17 protein-coding genes are annotated in these 14,952 nt (G+C 75.4%); 3 read left to right on the top strand and 14 right to left on the bottom strand.

The window, feature by feature from the left end; genetic code table 11:
* Nucleotides 1-18: 18 nt before the first annotated feature.
* The 12 genes from P9K36_RS27920 to P9K36_RS27865 form a co-directional block, all read right to left on the bottom strand.
* Nucleotides 19-1,269 carry a DUF2793 domain-containing protein gene (locus P9K36_RS27920; RefSeq protein ID WP_111473448.1) on the bottom strand — a complete coding sequence of 417 codons (1,251 nt, stop codon included), beginning with the start codon at nucleotides 1,267-1,269 and terminating at the stop codon, nucleotides 19-21.
* Between the two features lie 18 nt (nucleotides 1,270-1,287).
* On the bottom strand, nucleotides 1,288-5,196 hold the full coding sequence (locus P9K36_RS27915) for a glycoside hydrolase/phage tail family protein (protein ID WP_278306269.1): 3,909 nt from the start codon (nucleotides 5,194-5,196) through the stop codon (nucleotides 1,288-1,290).
* Nucleotides 5,184-5,759 carry an NlpC/P60 family protein gene (locus tag P9K36_RS27910; RefSeq protein WP_111473450.1) on the bottom strand — a complete coding sequence of 192 codons (576 nt, stop codon included), beginning with the start codon at nucleotides 5,757-5,759 and terminating at the stop codon, nucleotides 5,184-5,186. The genes P9K36_RS27915 and P9K36_RS27910 overlap by 13 nt, the downstream gene beginning before the upstream one ends.
* Nucleotides 5,756-6,631 (bottom strand): DUF2163 domain-containing protein, encoded by an 876-nt coding sequence (locus P9K36_RS27905; RefSeq protein WP_111473451.1) that lies wholly within the window; start codon nucleotides 6,629-6,631, stop codon nucleotides 5,756-5,758. The genes P9K36_RS27910 and P9K36_RS27905 overlap by 4 nt, the downstream gene beginning before the upstream one ends.
* A gap of 14 nt (nucleotides 6,632-6,645) precedes the next feature.
* The gene (locus P9K36_RS27900; RefSeq protein ID WP_043760121.1) at nucleotides 6,646-7,287 is read right to left on the bottom strand and encodes a DUF2460 domain-containing protein; all 642 of its coding nucleotides are present in this window, start codon (nucleotides 7,285-7,287) and stop codon (nucleotides 6,646-6,648) included.
* 43 nt (nucleotides 7,288-7,330) lie between these two features.
* Nucleotides 7,331-7,903 (bottom strand): phage tail tape measure protein, encoded by a 573-nt coding sequence (locus P9K36_RS27895; RefSeq protein WP_043760119.1) that lies wholly within the window; start codon nucleotides 7,901-7,903, stop codon nucleotides 7,331-7,333.
* A 9-nt stretch (nucleotides 7,904-7,912) separates the two neighbouring features.
* On the bottom strand, nucleotides 7,913-8,050 hold the full coding sequence (locus P9K36_RS27890) for a phage tail assembly chaperone (RefSeq protein ID WP_347568060.1): 138 nt from the start codon (nucleotides 8,048-8,050) through the stop codon (nucleotides 7,913-7,915).
* An 80-nt stretch (nucleotides 8,051-8,130) separates the two neighbouring features.
* Nucleotides 8,131-8,463, bottom strand: coding sequence for a gene transfer agent family protein (locus P9K36_RS27885; RefSeq protein WP_043387351.1), 333 nt, complete (start codon nucleotides 8,461-8,463; stop codon nucleotides 8,131-8,133).
* A gap of 5 nt (nucleotides 8,464-8,468) precedes the next feature.
* Entirely contained in the window at nucleotides 8,469-8,879 is a 411-nt protein-coding gene (locus P9K36_RS27880; RefSeq protein ID WP_043349538.1) for a phage major tail protein, TP901-1 family, read from the bottom strand.
* 11 nt (nucleotides 8,880-8,890) lie between these two features.
* Nucleotides 8,891-9,319: a DUF3168 domain-containing protein gene (locus P9K36_RS27875; RefSeq protein WP_043387353.1), complete on the bottom strand. Its 429-nt coding sequence runs from the start codon at nucleotides 9,317-9,319 to the stop codon at nucleotides 8,891-8,893.
* A complete protein-coding gene (locus P9K36_RS27870; protein ID WP_043349544.1) occupies nucleotides 9,316-9,669 on the bottom strand; it encodes a head-tail adaptor protein in 354 nt (117 codons plus the stop codon). Before P9K36_RS27870 ends, P9K36_RS27875 begins: the two co-directional genes overlap by 4 nt.
* 34 nt (nucleotides 9,670-9,703) lie before the next feature.
* On the bottom strand, nucleotides 9,704-10,267 hold the full coding sequence (locus P9K36_RS27865; protein WP_043760115.1) for a phiE125 gp8 family protein: 564 nt from the start codon (nucleotides 10,265-10,267) through the stop codon (nucleotides 9,704-9,706).
* 25 nt (nucleotides 10,268-10,292) lie between these two features.
* Between P9K36_RS27865 and P9K36_RS27860 the strand changes: the two genes are divergently transcribed.
* From P9K36_RS27860 to dps, 3 genes are all read left to right on the top strand, one after another.
* A complete protein-coding gene (locus P9K36_RS27860; protein ID WP_043760114.1) occupies nucleotides 10,293-11,063 on the top strand; it encodes a trypsin-like serine protease in 771 nt (256 codons plus the stop codon).
* A 126-nt stretch (nucleotides 11,064-11,189) separates the two neighbouring features.
* The gene (locus P9K36_RS27855) at nucleotides 11,190-12,113 is read left to right on the top strand and encodes a trypsin-like serine protease (RefSeq protein WP_078947095.1); all 924 of its coding nucleotides are present in this window, start codon (nucleotides 11,190-11,192) and stop codon (nucleotides 12,111-12,113) included.
* A 112-nt stretch (nucleotides 12,114-12,225) separates the two neighbouring features.
* Nucleotides 12,226-12,771 (top strand): DNA starvation/stationary phase protection protein Dps, encoded by a 546-nt coding sequence (gene dps, locus P9K36_RS27850; RefSeq protein WP_043353382.1) that lies wholly within the window; start codon nucleotides 12,226-12,228, stop codon nucleotides 12,769-12,771.
* 256 nt (nucleotides 12,772-13,027) lie between these two features.
* On the opposite strand, the gene P9K36_RS27845 is transcribed toward dps, so the two are convergent.
* Entirely contained in the window at nucleotides 13,028-14,320 is a 1,293-nt protein-coding gene (locus P9K36_RS27845) for a phage major capsid protein (protein ID WP_052083759.1), read from the bottom strand.
* A gap of 26 nt (nucleotides 14,321-14,346) precedes the next feature.
* A complete protein-coding gene (locus P9K36_RS27840) occupies nucleotides 14,347-14,859 on the bottom strand; it encodes an HK97 family phage prohead protease (RefSeq protein WP_043760111.1) in 513 nt (170 codons plus the stop codon).
* Nucleotides 14,860-14,952: the final 93 nt, after the last annotated feature.

The following is a 14,952-nucleotide window of genomic DNA, read 5'->3' as shown; positions in this document are numbered from 1 at the left end:
ACCCGCAGGGTCAGGCGCTCACGCACCCAGCGCGAGCCAGTAGGTCGGCACCGACCCGGCGCCCGCCACCGAACCGGCCGTCGCGCGACGGGTGCGGAGCGTGAAACCGGCGACTGCCACATCGCTGACCTGCGCGGCGTAGAGCGCGGCGCCGGCGACCGGCTGCGCCCAGACCCCGAGGCAGCTCCCCGGGAAGGCGGTGCCGAACGCCACCGCGACGTCCGCGTCGGCGGCGGTGACGAGCCCCCATTGCACGATCAGGCCGCCCGGGAGCCGGACCGACCCAGTCGCGCCGAGCACCTGCGCGCCGGTGGCGAGCGGCGTCCCGTCGGCGCGCTGGTAGTGGTGCACGCGCCAGCAGCCCGCCGCGTCCGAGGCGGCGATGCAGGTGTCGTCGGGGGCCGTGACGAGATCGGCCCGGGTCGGCAGCGCCAGCGCCTCAGGATCGTGGACCAGGGTCGCGGCCCCCGAGAAGCGCACGAACCGCTCCCGGTCGGCCGCGGCGCCGAAGCTCGCGATCCGTGCCGCGCCGGTGACGAGGACCCGCCGCGTGCCCGCACCGCCGAGGTCGGTGGTGGGGGCGGCCGCGAGCGCCGTCTCGGCCGAGGCGAAGTCGATCCCGCCAGTCCGGGCCGAGGCGGTGAGCGCCGTGGCGAAGGCGGACCCGTCGGGCGAGACCTTCAGGCTGAAGTCGTCGCTCCCGAGGGTGCCCAGCATCGCCCGCGCCGCGTAGCCGGTCTCGAAGACCAGAGCGGCGTCGCGGGCGGCGGCCTTGCGGTTGACGAACACCCGCATGTCGCCGCTGCCCGGCGTGGCGTCGTCCCAGGTCAGGAGCGCGGCATCGGCCTTGACGGCGAGGCGGTTGGTGGCGTCCGCCCCCGTGTTGATCCCGAGGCGGCTGACGCTCTGGATCGCCGTCAGCGTCCGGCTCAAGCTCGTCCAGGCCGCGCCGTCGAAGACGTAGAGGTCGGCCTCGTCGATCAGCCAGGCGAGCCAGCCGGCCCGCGGCACCGCGCCGGTCCAGACGCCGTCGCCGTAGCGCACCACCTGTCCGGCGAGCCCCGCCCAGGCGCCCCCGGGCTCGGTGGCGACCACGAGGTAGCGGTCGCCCTCCGCGGGGCTCGGCGGCGGCGCGGTGAGGTCCTTGTCCAGGCAGGCCAGCTGGACGAGGGCGTCGAGAAGGCCGAGCGCTTCGTTGTGGGTGACGTGCTTCTGCGCCTGGCTGGCGGCGATCAGCGGCAGGCCGAGATGGGGCGTGGCGTCGGACATGGGGCAACTCCCGGGCGGTCAGGCCGTGCGGACGGGGATGCGGGCACGACAGGCGGGGCCGGGGCCGGCGACCTGCCCGATCTGCGCCACGGCGACGTCGAGATGCGCCTGGGCCCCGCCGAAATCGGCCGCCTCGTCCGCGTAGATGCAGTGCTGGGCCTCGGCCCGGAGCGTGCGCAGGGCCGTGCCGGCGGCCGAGAACAGCGTCACCGCGTAGGCCTCCGGCTCGTCGAGCGGGATCTCGGCCGGCTCCCAGGCGTCGCCGTCGCGGCGGGCCCGGCGGATCCAGGAGAGCCGCACGCCATCCGCGCCGCGCCGCGCCCGCAGGTGGACCGGCCGCAGCGGCGTGAGCGCCGCGAGGCCGGCCGTGGCGGTAATCTCGGTGAAGGCCGGATCGGCCGGATCGCTGTCCGCAGGCCCGATCCGGTAGCGGAAGGCGCGGCCGACCTCGTCCAGCCGGTCGATCAGGGGCGTCACGGCGCCGTCGTCGAGGCGCACGATCAGGCTCCCCGCCGGGCTGACGCGCCCCGCCGCCGCCTCGCTTCCGGCGAGCCCGCGCAGGAAGCCGGACAGCCGGTAGGTGTCGGGCCCGGTCAGCAGCGCGTTCGCCGCGCAGAGCAGCTCCACGGCGCCATCCGCGCCGAGCAGGGCGAACAGGTTGCCCCCGGCGCGCATCGCGCCCTCCCCGATCGACGCGAGGGCCGCGCTGCGCCGCAGGGCGACGTCGAGATGCACACCCCGCTGGATCCGCCAGAGCGGGCCGGCCGGCAGCGCCGACAGGGTGCGCCCGAGGCAGGCCGGGTAGTCGACAACGCGGTGCAGGGCAAGCGGTCCGTCGCCCGCCGCGCGCCAGATCGCGACCGCGCCGGGCCAGGGTTCGGCCGCCACCGCGGCGTATTGCAGGACGGTCGGGCTGCCGCGGTCGACCGGCAGGTCGAGGGCCAGGGCGAGCGGCGGTCCCGGAAAGGCGGGCGGCGCCACCGCCGCCTGGGCCATCTGGCGAGGCAGCCCGCGCCCGGGTCTCGCCCGGGGCGGCACGCCGCTCGCCTCGATCCGGCGGCCCGTGGGCGCGTCGTCGATCCGGTCGATCCGGCGCAGGACCGTGCCGCCCGGCACCGCGCAGGGCACCGCCAGGAGGTCGCCGGGCTCCAGCTCGACCCGGCGCGGGCTCACGGTGAACACCGCGCTGTCGCGGCCCGCGATCAGCCGGTCGAGCAGCGCCTCCGCGAGCCCGTCGCCGGTCTCGCGGCGGGTGACGATCGCCGACTCGATCCGGGTCTCGCGCCGCCGCAGGCCGGCGGGCCGCACGGCCGCCGCCGTGGCGCGTCGGTAATCCGGGCTCTCGGATTCGGTGATCCCGAGCTCCACGGAGCGCGGCAGGGCGCTCTCCTCGGCCCGGACCTGGTGCAGGACCGGCCGGTCCTCCGACAGCCGGACGAGGTCGGGCTCGGCCAGGGCCACGGGCCGGTCGCGGCGGGGACCGCGCAGGCGCAGGGTCCCGGCCACCGCCGAGACGTCGAGGCCGTAGACCTGCGCCAGAGTCTCCAGAGCGCCGCGTGCCGTGAGCGGCCGGTCGATCACGTAGCCGTCGAGATAGGCGGCGGCCTCCACGGAGACCGGCGCGTCGAAGCCGAAATCCGCGAGGATCCTCAGGACCAGCAGGTCGAGGTCGCAGCCTTCGATCCGGCCGGTGATCCAGTGGCCCACCCGCCAGTTGGCGTTGTCGGCCCAGACGCCCCGCACCGTCGGGAAGGCCGGGAAGGGCCGCGCGTCCCAGGCCCAGACGAAGATCCCGTCGGGATCGACCATGCGGCCGCCATAGACCGGCGAGACCGGGTTGTCGGCCTCCCGGAAGCCCGGCACGGCCGGGTCGAACCGGGCGATCACGGCTTCCAGACCGCGGAGCTGGATCAGCTCGTCCCGCAGGGCCCGGGATTCCGGCGGGAAGGCGCTCTCGGAGGATTTCGGGTCCGGGAAGACGTTGGGGCCGTTGGTGCCCTTGTCCACCGCCGGCACGCCGATCTCGGTGAGCCAGATCGGCTTGCCGGCCGGCACCCAGGCGGTGCTGCGGGTCTCGACGCCGCCGTCGCGCTCCATGTGCGGGCTCGACCACCACGCGACGAGATCCTTGGCCCGGTAGAGCCACGGCTTGCCGGCGGCGCCGTCGGTGATCGGCCGGCGGGCCTGGGCGGCGCGGTCCTTCGCGTCGGCGTAGTACCAGTCGAAGGCCTCGCCGGACACGCCCCGGGCCTTCAGATAGGCCCGGTCGGCGATGTCGCCGGTCACCGCGAGGTCGGCATGGTCCGGGTCGTCGCGCCAGTCGGAGACGGGCGGGTACCAGTCGATCCCGACGGCGCCGATGTTCGGATCGGCGAACAGCGCGTCCAGGGGGAAGCGCACCGTGGCGCCGCCGTCGCGGACATGGGCGCCGTACTCGGTCCAGTCGGCGCCGTAGACCAGGGTGACCGCCGGGCCGAGGCGTTCGCGGAGCGCGGCGGCGAGGTCGCGCAGGGCGTCCACGGCCGGGTAGCCGGCGGCGCCGCGCACCCGGGTGAGGCCGACGAGCTCGCTGCCGATCACGAAGGCCGCGAGCGGCACCCCGGAGGCCGCCCAGCCGGCCGCGAGGCCGGCGTAGTGGAGCAGAGCGGCGCGGTACCCGCCCGCGAAGAAGGCCGCGACCTGCGCGTCGGCCGCGGCGGTCCCGTCCGGGCTTCTTGGGCAGCCCGGGGCCGGATCGCAGGTGATGCGGCCGCGCCAGGGATAGGCGGGCTGCGCGGCGCCGGGGACGTGCGGGTCGGGCAGCGCGTTGCCGGCCGGCACGTCCATCATGACGAACGGATAGAGCGACACCGCGAGCCCCCGGCGCGCCAGCTCGGCCACCAGCCGGGTCAGGCCCGCATCCGCGGGGCTGCCGCCATAGGCCGGGCTGCCGTCCGGCAGGGTCGAGACCACCTCGGCCCGGTCGCGGGCGATCCCGGCAACGCGCCAATCCTCCGGCAGGGCGCGCTTGTGGGCGGCCTCGACCTTCGGCACGACCCGGCAGGATCCCGCCCGCAGGTCGGTGCCGAACCACGTCGCCACCACGGCGACCCGGCGCAGGTTCGGGCAGAGCGCCTGGAGGGCGTCGAGGGAGGCGACGACGTCGGTGCCGCGCTGGAGCTGGTGCCGGTTGGCGGCCTCGGTCCGGCCGAGCCCGAGATCGACGGTGACCCGGTCCGGATCGAGGCCGAACTCGCTGGCGCCGGGGATCAGGTCGACGGCCCGCACCCGGCCGAACAGGCCGTTGACCGGGCGGATCACCTCGAAGGCGAATTGCGGGACGCGGTTGCCGAAGGCGGCGAGCGGCAGGTTCTCGAACACCACATAGGCGAGGCCGCGATAGGCCGGCGCGTTCTCAGCCCCCTCCTTGGCGACGATGAGCGGGTCGGGCTCCTGGCCGGGGCCGCCGGTATGGACCCGAAGGTTCAGGCCGACCTGGTCGATCTCCTTGCCGTCCGCCCAGATCCGGCGGACGAAGGCGATCTCGCCCTCGCACAGACCGACCGCGAGGTTGGCAAAGTAGGTGTAGCGGGTCGTGACGGTCCTTTGGCCGCCCGTCAGGCCGCCCATGGCCTTGGCGGGCGCGGCGGCGCGCTGCACCGCGGTGTCGGCGACCTCCAGCGGACGGGTCGCCCAGATCAGGGTGCCGCCGATCCGCGCCCGGCCGTAGACCCGCGGGATCGGATCGCCCTCGGTGGAGGTGAGCCCGGCCACGTCGGCGAGCCGCGGCCCTTCGACGAAGCGCGTAGATTGCCCGGACCCCGACAGGGCGCCGCCCAGCGCCGCGCCCGCGACCGAGCCGAGCGCCCGGCCGACCATGCCGCCGATCGGACCGCCGAGGGCGGTGCCCACGGCCGCGCCGGCCGAGGACAGGATCAGCGTCGCCATGGCGGGGCTCCGAGATCGACCTGTTCGCCATCGACTCGGCGGTCTCGATGCGCACCGCGGCCGGGCCGCAGGTCGGACTCGGCGACGCCGCGGCGGCCCGACGGGACGTCCGGAAACCGGAACACCCCCGTCACGTGCCGACGCCACCAGCCGGTGAGCGCCACCTCGGCGACCACCGCGCCGTCGTGGGCATGGATCATGGCGCCGTCGCCGGTGGCGATGGCGCAGTGGCGCGCCGGCAGGTGGCGGCGGAAGGCGAAGAGCAGGACGTCGCCCGCCCGCGGCGCCAGATCCGCCAGGGGTCCCGGCACCGGCACGAGGTGGCGGGCGGCCGCTTCGGTGAGGGGGTCGGTCCCGGGCGCGGCCGATTCCGCCCAGGTTCCCGAATAGGGGGGCGGCCCCTCCGGCTCGTCCCCGTAGAGCCCGCGCCAGACCCCGCGCAGCAAGCCCAGGCAGTCGCACCCTACGCCCCGGAGCGAGGCCTGATGCCGGTAGGGCGTGCCCAGCCACAGGCGCGCCTCGCCGAGCGCCGCAACACCGATATCCCGCCGCATCGCGCTCATCGGAACAGGCTCCCGCCATCGAGGACGTGGTCGGAGCCCGGCACCGCGCGCATCACCGCGTCGTTGCCGGGCATGTGCGGGAAGCCCTGGAAATTGACCGCATTGGCGAAGCGGTCGCGGCACGTGGCGAGGCGCTTGTCGCACCCGGCCGTGAGGCTGAAGCCGTCGCCGACGGCGATCGGCCGGGGCGGCACGGTCCAGAGCTCGATCAGGGACCCGAGCTGGAGGCGCAGATCCGCCGCGAGCCCGGCATTGGCCCCCGCGGTCCAGGTGAGCCGCCCGCCGGTGAACAGGCCATCCGCGAAGGCGCCGACGAGCGTCGCCGCGAGCGTGGCCGGCTCCGGCACGCCGGTCACCCGGCCGGTGGTCGTCCACGCGGCGCGGTCCACCCGGCAGCGCGCATCACCGAGATCGGCACCGCAGGTCGCCCGATAGGTGCGGCCCCGCTCGGCACCGAGCCGGTGGGCGAGGCCGCGCAGCTCCGCCACGAAGGCGTCCCCATCCCGGCGCACCTCGCCGATGGTGGCGACGTCGATGAGAAGCCGCGTCTCGGGGTTGGTCCAGTCCACCAGCCAGGTCTCCACCGCGGCGCCGTCGTAGAGGCCGCCGGCGATGTCCGCCTCGGTGAGGCCGAGGCTGCTGAGCGCCCCGGCCACGTCGCCGCCCGAGACCGCGAAGCCGAGTTCGGCGCTGGCCTCGGCCGCCTCCAGCCCGGTGCGGGCGGCGTGGACGAGGCCCGCGACGGTCAGGTCGCGGTCGTGGTCGGTGAAGCCGAGGGCGAGCCCGTCGCGCCGCCGGAGGGACCAGCAGCGGCACAGGGTGGTCACGCCGCCCGCGAGATGGGCCGCGAAGGCCTCCGGGATGTCGCGCATGGCCTCACGCCTCCTCAGGGCACGATCTCGACGAGCGGCACCTTCGGGATCTCCCCGGCCGTGAAGGCGGCGAGGTCGATGGTCAGCGCGTCGGTGTCGAAGCGGACCGGAACGTCGAAGGCGAAGCCCGCCGTCACCGCGGCGCCCGGGGGCGGGACTTGGCCGGAGGCGAAGGTGACGAGACCGGTGGTCGGATCGCAGGCGAAGGCGCCGGGTTCGATCTCCCGGCCCGAGACCGCCACCCGGACGCTGCCCGCCACCGGCTTGGCGATCCGGCGGCGATAGGGCGCGAGACCGGCGCCGTAGGTCTTCACCAGGGGGAAGGCGGTCGCGGTGCCGTCACCCGTGCCGAGAGGCTGGTCGAGGGGCCCGATCGGCCGGCCGGGCGGCCCGGAGCGGCCGTCGACCCGGTCGCGGAACCGGAAGCCGTAGAGCCGCCCGCGCCGCTCCTCGAAGAAGGCGAGCACGGTATGCAGCGCGTCGAGGCCGCGCATGCCGAACCCGGCATCGTAGCGGCGGCGGGAATCGGCCCAGCGGCCGTTCCGGTGCTCCCGGCCCGAGGCCAGGGTCACGATCTCGGTGAGCCGCTGCGGGCCGCCGCTCGCGCGCAGGGACACGTCGAGGGGGAACAGCACCTCGTGGAAGTCGTCGGCCATGGCGAACTCGGCGGTTGGAGCGGGGCGTCGGCGGCGGGATCCCTCACGTCGCCCGCTGGCCGCGCGCCACCGCCCGGGCGAGGCTCGCGGTCACCTGGGCCTCGGAGCGGCGGAAAGCTCCCGGGTCGGGAGTCGCGATGTTGACGGTCACGGAGACCGGCCGGGCCTGAGCGCCGCCCGCGGCGACGCCGAGCCGCCCGTCCGGACCGCGGCCCAGGGGCAGGATCGCCTCGGGGCCGGCCTCGCCCATGAGGCCGGCGCCCCCCGCCATTGGGAAGTAGGTCGGTGCGGCCACGACACCGCCGGCGGCGAAGGGCTGGACGCGGCCGCCCCGGAACACGCCGCCCCGGGCGAAGCCGGTCTCCGAGCCCGAGCCCAGCATCGCGCCGATGAGGCCCGTGACGCCCGATTGGATCGGCCCGGCCGCCGCCCGCGCCGCCACGCCGGCGAGGCGCGCCCCGATCGTGCCCAGCACCCCGTCGAGGCTGCGACCGGAGGCGGCCCCGCGGGTCAGGGCCGTGTCGAGGCTGCGGCCGAAAGTCTGCGCCAAGCGGTCGAGGGTCTCGAGCTGCCTGATCCGGTCGTCGGCCTGGGTGTCGGTCTCGCTCTCGGCCATCGGGGCGCCTCATGTCGGATCGGGATAGGCGGCGAGCAGCCGCGCGAAGGCGGCGCGGGTCAGCGGCTCCGGCCCGCCGCGCCGGCCGAGCGCGGCGGCGAATTCGCGCGGGGTCGCCGACCAGAAATCGCGGGGTCGCCAGCCCAGAGCGCCGAGGCCGAGGGCCAGGGCGTCGTCCCAGGGGAAGCGGCCCGGAGCCGGACGCGGCGGCAGATCCGCATCCGGCTCTAGGGAGGGTTTGCCGGGCCCGGCGCCTCCCCGAAGGCGGCCGCCAGGACGTCCCCCAGGGCGGCCGAGACGGCATCGAGCCCCCCCGCCAGGGGCAGCCGCGCCACCGCCGCGTCGTCGAGATCGTGGCCGCCGCCCCGCAGGGCGACGCCCAGAAGGGCGATCAGGTCGCGGGCCGAGACGCGCCCGCCCGCGAAGCGCGCGGCGAGGCCCGCAAGATCGCCGGCCTGGAGCGCGGTCTCCAGCTCGGCCAGCGCCCCGAGGGTGAGGCAGAGGGTGTAGCGCTGCCCGCCGAGGTCGAGCGGCACCTCGCCGCGGATCCGGTTGGCCATGGGATTCAGGCCGCCGCGAAGGCGAGTGCGCCGCCGGATTCGAGGCTCATGTCGAAGGTCACCTCGCCGGCATGGTCGCCCCGGTATTCGAGGCTCGCGATCTGGAACGGTCCCTCCAGGGTCCCGAAGGCCGGGATCACGATCTGGAACACCTCGACCGCGCCCTCGAAGAACAGCAGCCGCAGGCGCGCATCCGACGCCTGGTCGCGGAACACGCCGGAGCCGGCGATCGCGGCCCGGCGCACCCCCGCGCCGGCCAGCAATTCGCGCCAGCGCCCGGCGGAATCGGCGTTGGTGACGTCGACGGTCTCGGCGTTGAGGGTGATCTGGCGGCTGCGCAGGCCCGCCACCGCCGTGAAGCCGCCCGCGCCGTCGCCGGCCCGGATCAGCAGGTCCTTGCCCTTCTGCGCGCCCATCGGCCTTCTCCTCACAGGGTCTCGGTGACGGCCTCGACCGTCAGGCTCGCGCGGGCCTCGCCGGTCCGGGCGTCGCGGTGGGCGCGGACGGCCCGCACCCGCAGGGTGACGAGCCGGCAGCCCGCAAGGGGGAGGACGGGCGGCGTCGCGGCGTCCTGCAGCAGGGCCGCCATCCGCGCCGCGGCGTCGAGGGCGGTGCGCACCGAGCCGGCCTGAGCGATCACCACGATCGCGTGGCTGTGCCGGTGGCGCTCGGCGCCGTCGACGGAATCGTCCGTGATCTCGGCGTCGCCGAACAGGGCATAGACCGGGAGCGTGCCCCGCGGCGGCTCGTCGTAGAGCCGGACCCGGCCGCCCAGCAGGGCCGCCAGGGCGGCATCGGCGGCGAAGCGGCCGATCAGGCCGGCGCGGAGCGCCAGGAGCGGGCCCGGATCGCTCACGACCGGCCCTCCCGGGGCAGTTCCTCGACGTGGCAGATCAGGTCGCGGCCCCGCGCATCCGGCTCGGTGACGGCGCGGATCGCGAAGCGGCGGGGCCCGGCGGCGAGCCGCATGGTCGGGTCGAGCTCGGCCCGGCTCCGCAGGGTGACGCGGTAGGCGGGCAGCGTGTCGGTGCGGCCGCCCGCCGGGCGATCGGCCATCCCCGCCGGGGCTAGGGCCCCCCACAGGACCGGGCCGGCCACGTAGCGGCGCAGCACGCCCCCGAAGCCGTCCGGCTCTTCCAGGGGCCGTTCGAGCACGAAGCGGCGGCGCCGCGCGCCGAGGGGCGGGTGTTGGGACGAGGACGCCATCGGGGAAACTCCGGGAGCGAGCGTCACAGCCGTGTCAGAGCCGCATCCGCCGGAACGGCGCGGCGAGTTCGGCCGCGTCGGTACGGGCGGCATCGGGCTCGTCGCCGCGATGCTCGTAGCGGGCGGCGGCGAGACGCAGGATCGCGAGGCGCAGAGGCTCGGGGAGCGGCGGCCCGTCGCCGCCGTATCCCGCCGCGACCTCGATCAGGATCGTGCGGCCGGCGGGATCCGGCACGGCGGGATCGATGCGCAGGGACGGCGCCTCGCCCGGATCGGGGCCGAGGCGCACGAGCCCCGCGGCGAGGTCGGTGACGCCCCCCGAAGCCTCCGCGAAGCCGGCGCGGAGGAGCGCGACCAGGGGGCTCAGGGGCAGCGGCACCTGCCCGTCCGGCGGCCATGCGGACAGGGCGATCCGGTAGCGGCCGGGGATCAGGATCCGGCGGGTCTCGATCTCCAGGCTCGCGCGCGCCGCACCGATCAGGGCCTGGAGCAGCCCGTCCTCGTCGGCGCCCGCATCGGACTCGAACCGCAGGTAGGCGCGCAGGTCGGGCACGCCCACCGGCTCGACGGCGGCGGCCTCGATGCGTAACGGGATCATCGCGCGTCTCTCTGCAGGTGGTCCGATGCCGATCTCGAAGCGCCGCCCGGTGCGCCACCCGGCGGGGGGGAGCCTTGCGGCGGCCTTCGCGGCGGCCCTGGCGCCGATCCTGGCGTTCGCCGCCCTCCCGGCGCAGGCGGTGGTCGGCGGCACCGAGGCCCCGGCCGGCGGGGCCGTGATGGTCCTGTCGTCGAAGGGCGGCGTCTGCACCGGCGTGGTGCTCGCCCCCGACACGGTGCTGACCGCCGGCCACTGCCTCGCCGACGCAAGGGAGCACCGCGTCCATTTCCGCGACGCCGCCGGCGAACCGGTCCTCGTCGACGTCGCCGCGCAGGCGCTGCATCCGGGCTACGCGCCCGGTGCGGCCGCGGCCCGGCGGCGCTCCATCGACCTCGCGCTGCTGCGCACCGCGACGCCGCTGCCGACCCGCTTCGCGCCCGTGACCCTGAGCGCCGCCCCGGCCCGGGCGGGCGAGATCCTGACCCTGTCGGGCTACGGCGCGGCCAAGCCCGGCGATCCGCGCTCCACCGGCACCTATCGCAGCGTCGGGCTGCCGGTGATCGAGCCCTACGGGCCGAGCCGGGTCCTGGTCTGGCTGAAGGGCACGGGCGGCGGCGCCTGCCAGGGGGATTCCGGCGGCCCGATCGCGGGACCGGACGGGGCCGTCCTGGCGCTGTCGGCCTGGATCGGCGGCGCCTGCGGCGGCCTGACCCAGGGCATCCTGACGGGGCCGCAGCGCGGCTGGATCGATCGCGTGCTCGGTGGCTGGAACCGGACCGCGCGCTGGACGGAGTAACGTCACGGCGACGTGTGCGCAGGGAACCTCAGCTTGGCCGGGCACTTGCCTTGCTCTAGGCTCACCGCGCGCCGCCTCCCGCATCCGGCGCCCCCACCCGCGCAGAGCGCGCGCCCGGAGATCCCGATGTCCCCTCGCCCGATCCGGACGGCCGGCCCCCGCGAGCGCAGCCTGCGCGGCGGCCTGAGGGGCGGCTTGTGGGGCGGCCTGCTCGGCGTGTCGTTGCTCGGCGCCCTGACGGGCCTGCTCCCCACGCCCGCCGCCGCGGTGATCAACGGCGCGACGACGCGGGATCCGAACGGCGCGCGCAGCTTCGTGGTGCGCATCGAGAGCACCGAGGGCGAGATCTGCTCGGGGACGCTGATCGCCCCGGACCTCGTGCTCAGCGCCGCCCACTGCGTCATGCGCCCCGCCGGATACACGGTGATCAGCGTCGACCGGAGCTTCCGGCAGCACCGGACCCCGGTGATCGCCGCCTCCATGCACCCGGACTTCGTGCCCGGCACGACCCCCGAGGATCAGCCCGGCGTCGATCTGGCGCTGCTCAAGCTCGAGCAGCCGCTCGGCAACGACTACGTGCCCCTCGATCCCCGGGGCGCCGGCTCGATCAGCAACGGCGAGCCGGTGGACATCGCGGGCTTCGGCGTGGTGGCGGAGAACCGGCGGAACTCGGCGCGGGTCCTGCGTCTCGCCCATCTCGTGTCGATCGGCTCCCTGCAGGTCGCCAACCGGGTGACCGTCGTGACCGACCGGCGGCGCATGGCCGAGACCTCGGGCGCCGGTGCCTGCCTGGGCGATTCCGGTGGCCCGATCCTGACCGGAGGCCCCGGCGGCTACCGGATCGTCGGCGTGGTGAGCTGGTCGAGCGGGGCCCTGCAGCAGGGCACGCGCCGCACCGCCTGCGGCGGCTTCACCGCCGTGACGCCGGTGGCCGAGCATGCCGGCTGGATCGCCTCGCGCTCGGCGGAACTGCAGCGGATCCAGGTCGGCGAGGCGGCCTCCCGCGGCAACCGGTCGGACTGGATGGCGCGCCCCGGCCGCAACCGCTAGGCGCGCCCTGCGGCGAAACAGTCCCGCCGCCGCGGATCCGTCGCGGCTGCGGGAACCTGAGGCCGCACCGGCACTTTCGCATCCGAACCTTTTCGACTGACGGAGCGAAAGCATGGCCGAGAGCGGCACCAGCACCACACCCCGGACCCACAAGACCCGCAACGACACCGACTCGAACGCCAAGAAGGTCTCGATCGACGCCCTGAACGCACGGCTCGCGGACGGCATCGACCTCGCCCTGGCGATCAAGCAGGCGCACTGGAACCTGAAGGGCCCGCAGTTCATCGGCATCCACGAGATGCTCGACGGTTTCCGCACCGAGCTGGACGACCTCAACGACAAGGTCGCCGAGCGCGCGGTGCAGCTCGGCGCCACGGCCTTCGGATCGGCCCAGGTGGTCGCCGAACGCACGAAGCTGCCGCCCTACCCGACCGGCATCTACGCCATCGCCGACCACGTCGCGGCGCTGATCGACAGCTATGCCGGCTACGCCAACGCCGTGCGCGAGAACATCGACGAGACCGACGAAGCGGGCGATCCCGGCACGGCCGACCTGTTCACCGAGATCTCCCGGGCGGTCGACAAGCACCTCTGGTTCCTGGAGGCCCACGTCCAGGAGCCGACCGGCGCCCTGCGCGACGGCAATCCGGGCCGCTGAAGGCGCGCGGTCCTTCTGAAGGCGCTGGCCCGAGGGATCACAACGTCCCCGTCCGAGACCGGCGCCGTCCCGGACGCGTGCAATCCCCCCTCCCCCTGTGGGGAGGGGCCAGGGGTGAGGGCGGCTTTGGACCGAGCGGTCCGGTTACGTCCGAACGCCCCCCGTCCCGGTTCTCCCTGACGGAGGAGGAGCGCGCATCGCGGATGAACCGGCGCGGCGATCCGAAAGCGCCGAGGGGGAGCGACGCGGCATCCCCTCAGGAGAATTTCAGCAGCTTGATCGCGTCGAAATCCTGCACCCCACCGCCGACGCGCTTGGTGGTGTAGAACAGCACGTAGGGCTTGGCCGAGTACGGGTCGCGCAGCACCCGCATCCCGGTGCGGTCGACCACGAGGTAGCCCCGGCGGAAATCGCCGAAGGCCACCGACAGGCTGTCCTTGGCGAGATCCGGCATCGCCTCGGCCTCTGTGACCGGGAAGCCGATCAGCGTGGCGGACCGGCCGGCGGCGAGCGGCGGCTGCCAGAGGTAGTTGCCCTCCGCATCCTTGAACTTGCGGATCGCACTCTGGGTGCGCCGGTTCATGACGAAGCCGGCATTCTGCCGGTAGGCCGCCCGCAGCCCGTAGACCAGATCGAACAGCACGTCCGCCGGGCTGGCGGACGGGAAGGCCCCGGCCGCCCCCGTGGCGATCGTGCCGAGCTTGCCCGGCACCCAGGCGGCATTGGCGACCGTGTCGTAGCTGAGGAAGCCCCGTGGGCGGCTCGCGCCGTTGCCGGACACGAAGGCGACGCCCTCCTGCTCGGCGAAGGCGGTCTCCACCTCGGCCGAGAGCCACGCGTCGAGATCCACCACGGCATCGTCGAGAAGCGTCTGGGTGGCGGCGGGCATCGCGTAGAGTTCCATGGCGGGGAACGCGATCTCCGACAGGGCCGGCGCGGCGGTCTCCGGTCGTGGCGCGGTCTCGGCGGCCCAGCCGGTCACCGGCGCGCCCACCGAGACCGCCCGCTTGTACTGGGATCCCGAGATCTGCTGCACGCTGGCGATCGACCGGATCGGCGAGACCTGGCCGAGGCGCGTCAGCACGGTGCGCTCGATCGTGTCGGGGACGAGGTAGCCGCCGTCCGGCCCGGAGCCGGCCGACAGGGCCTTGGCCTCCAGGCGCTTCAGGCCGCCGCTCTCGCCGGCCCGGACGTAGAGATCGAAGGCGGCCTTGTGCTCGTGCGCGGCCCCCGCCTCGCGGATGTCCGACTGCCCGAGGTGCGGCCGGGCCCGCTCCAGGGCGATCCGGTCGAGGCGGGTGCGGGCGGCGTCGAGGGCCGCGTCGATCCGGGCGAGCTTCTCCTCCGTGAGCACGTCTGCGCCGAGGCGGCCCTCGATCTGGTCGATCCGGGCGTCGTTCGTCTCCTTGAAGGCCGCGAAGGCGGCGGCGAGCTCGTCGAGGGCCGAGCGGACCGGGCCGCCCTCGGGTTGCGCGGCCTTGTTCTCCAGGAGTGGCAGGCCGCTCTTCGTCGCGAAGGCGGGATCGGTGTTCAGGGTCTGGGCGTCCATCGTGAGCCTCGTCGGCGGGGTGAAAGTCAGGACCGCGCGGCCAGCCGAGGCCGGGCGGCGGGTCTGGCGGTGCGGAGCGGGGCGATCAGGCCGGCGAGGCCGCGGATCGCGTCGGCCTCCGGATCCGGCCCGGGGCTCGGGCTCGCCCTCGCCCCCGGCTGCAGCGGGAAGGTCACGAGCGAGATCTCCCAGAGATCGACCTGCTGCAGCCGGCGCTCGCCGCCGGCGCCCTTCCGGGCGCGCAGCGTGCGGAAGCCGATCGACAGCCCGTCGAGGCCGCCGCCGCGCATCAGGGCGTCGACCTCCCGGGCGCGCTGCACCGCGAGGTTGAGCTGGCCTTCCGCGAACAGGCCGCGGCCATCCTCGCGCAGGGCGAGCCACCGGCCGATCGGCTCGGCGGGATCGTGCTGGAACAGGAGCCGCACCCCCGCGGCCCCACGCCGGGCGAGGCTCGCCGCGAAGGCGCCGGGCACCACCACGTCGCGGCCGAGATCGGGCACGCCGAAGAGGCTGGCATAGCCGGAGAAATGCCCGTCCATGGGGGGATCCTCGCGTGAAGCGGGTCGTGAGGGGACGTTCGGAGCTGCCACGGGCCCTCCCTCCCCCGCGCCGGGAGGAAGGAGACCTGCGCC

Origin of the sequence: Methylobacterium sp. 391_Methyba4 (assembly GCF_029691625.1) — a bacterium.
GTDB classification, from domain to species: domain Bacteria; phylum Pseudomonadota; class Alphaproteobacteria; order Rhizobiales; family Beijerinckiaceae; genus Methylobacterium; species Methylobacterium fujisawaense.
This window is presented reverse-complemented; position numbering and strand designations above follow the sequence as displayed.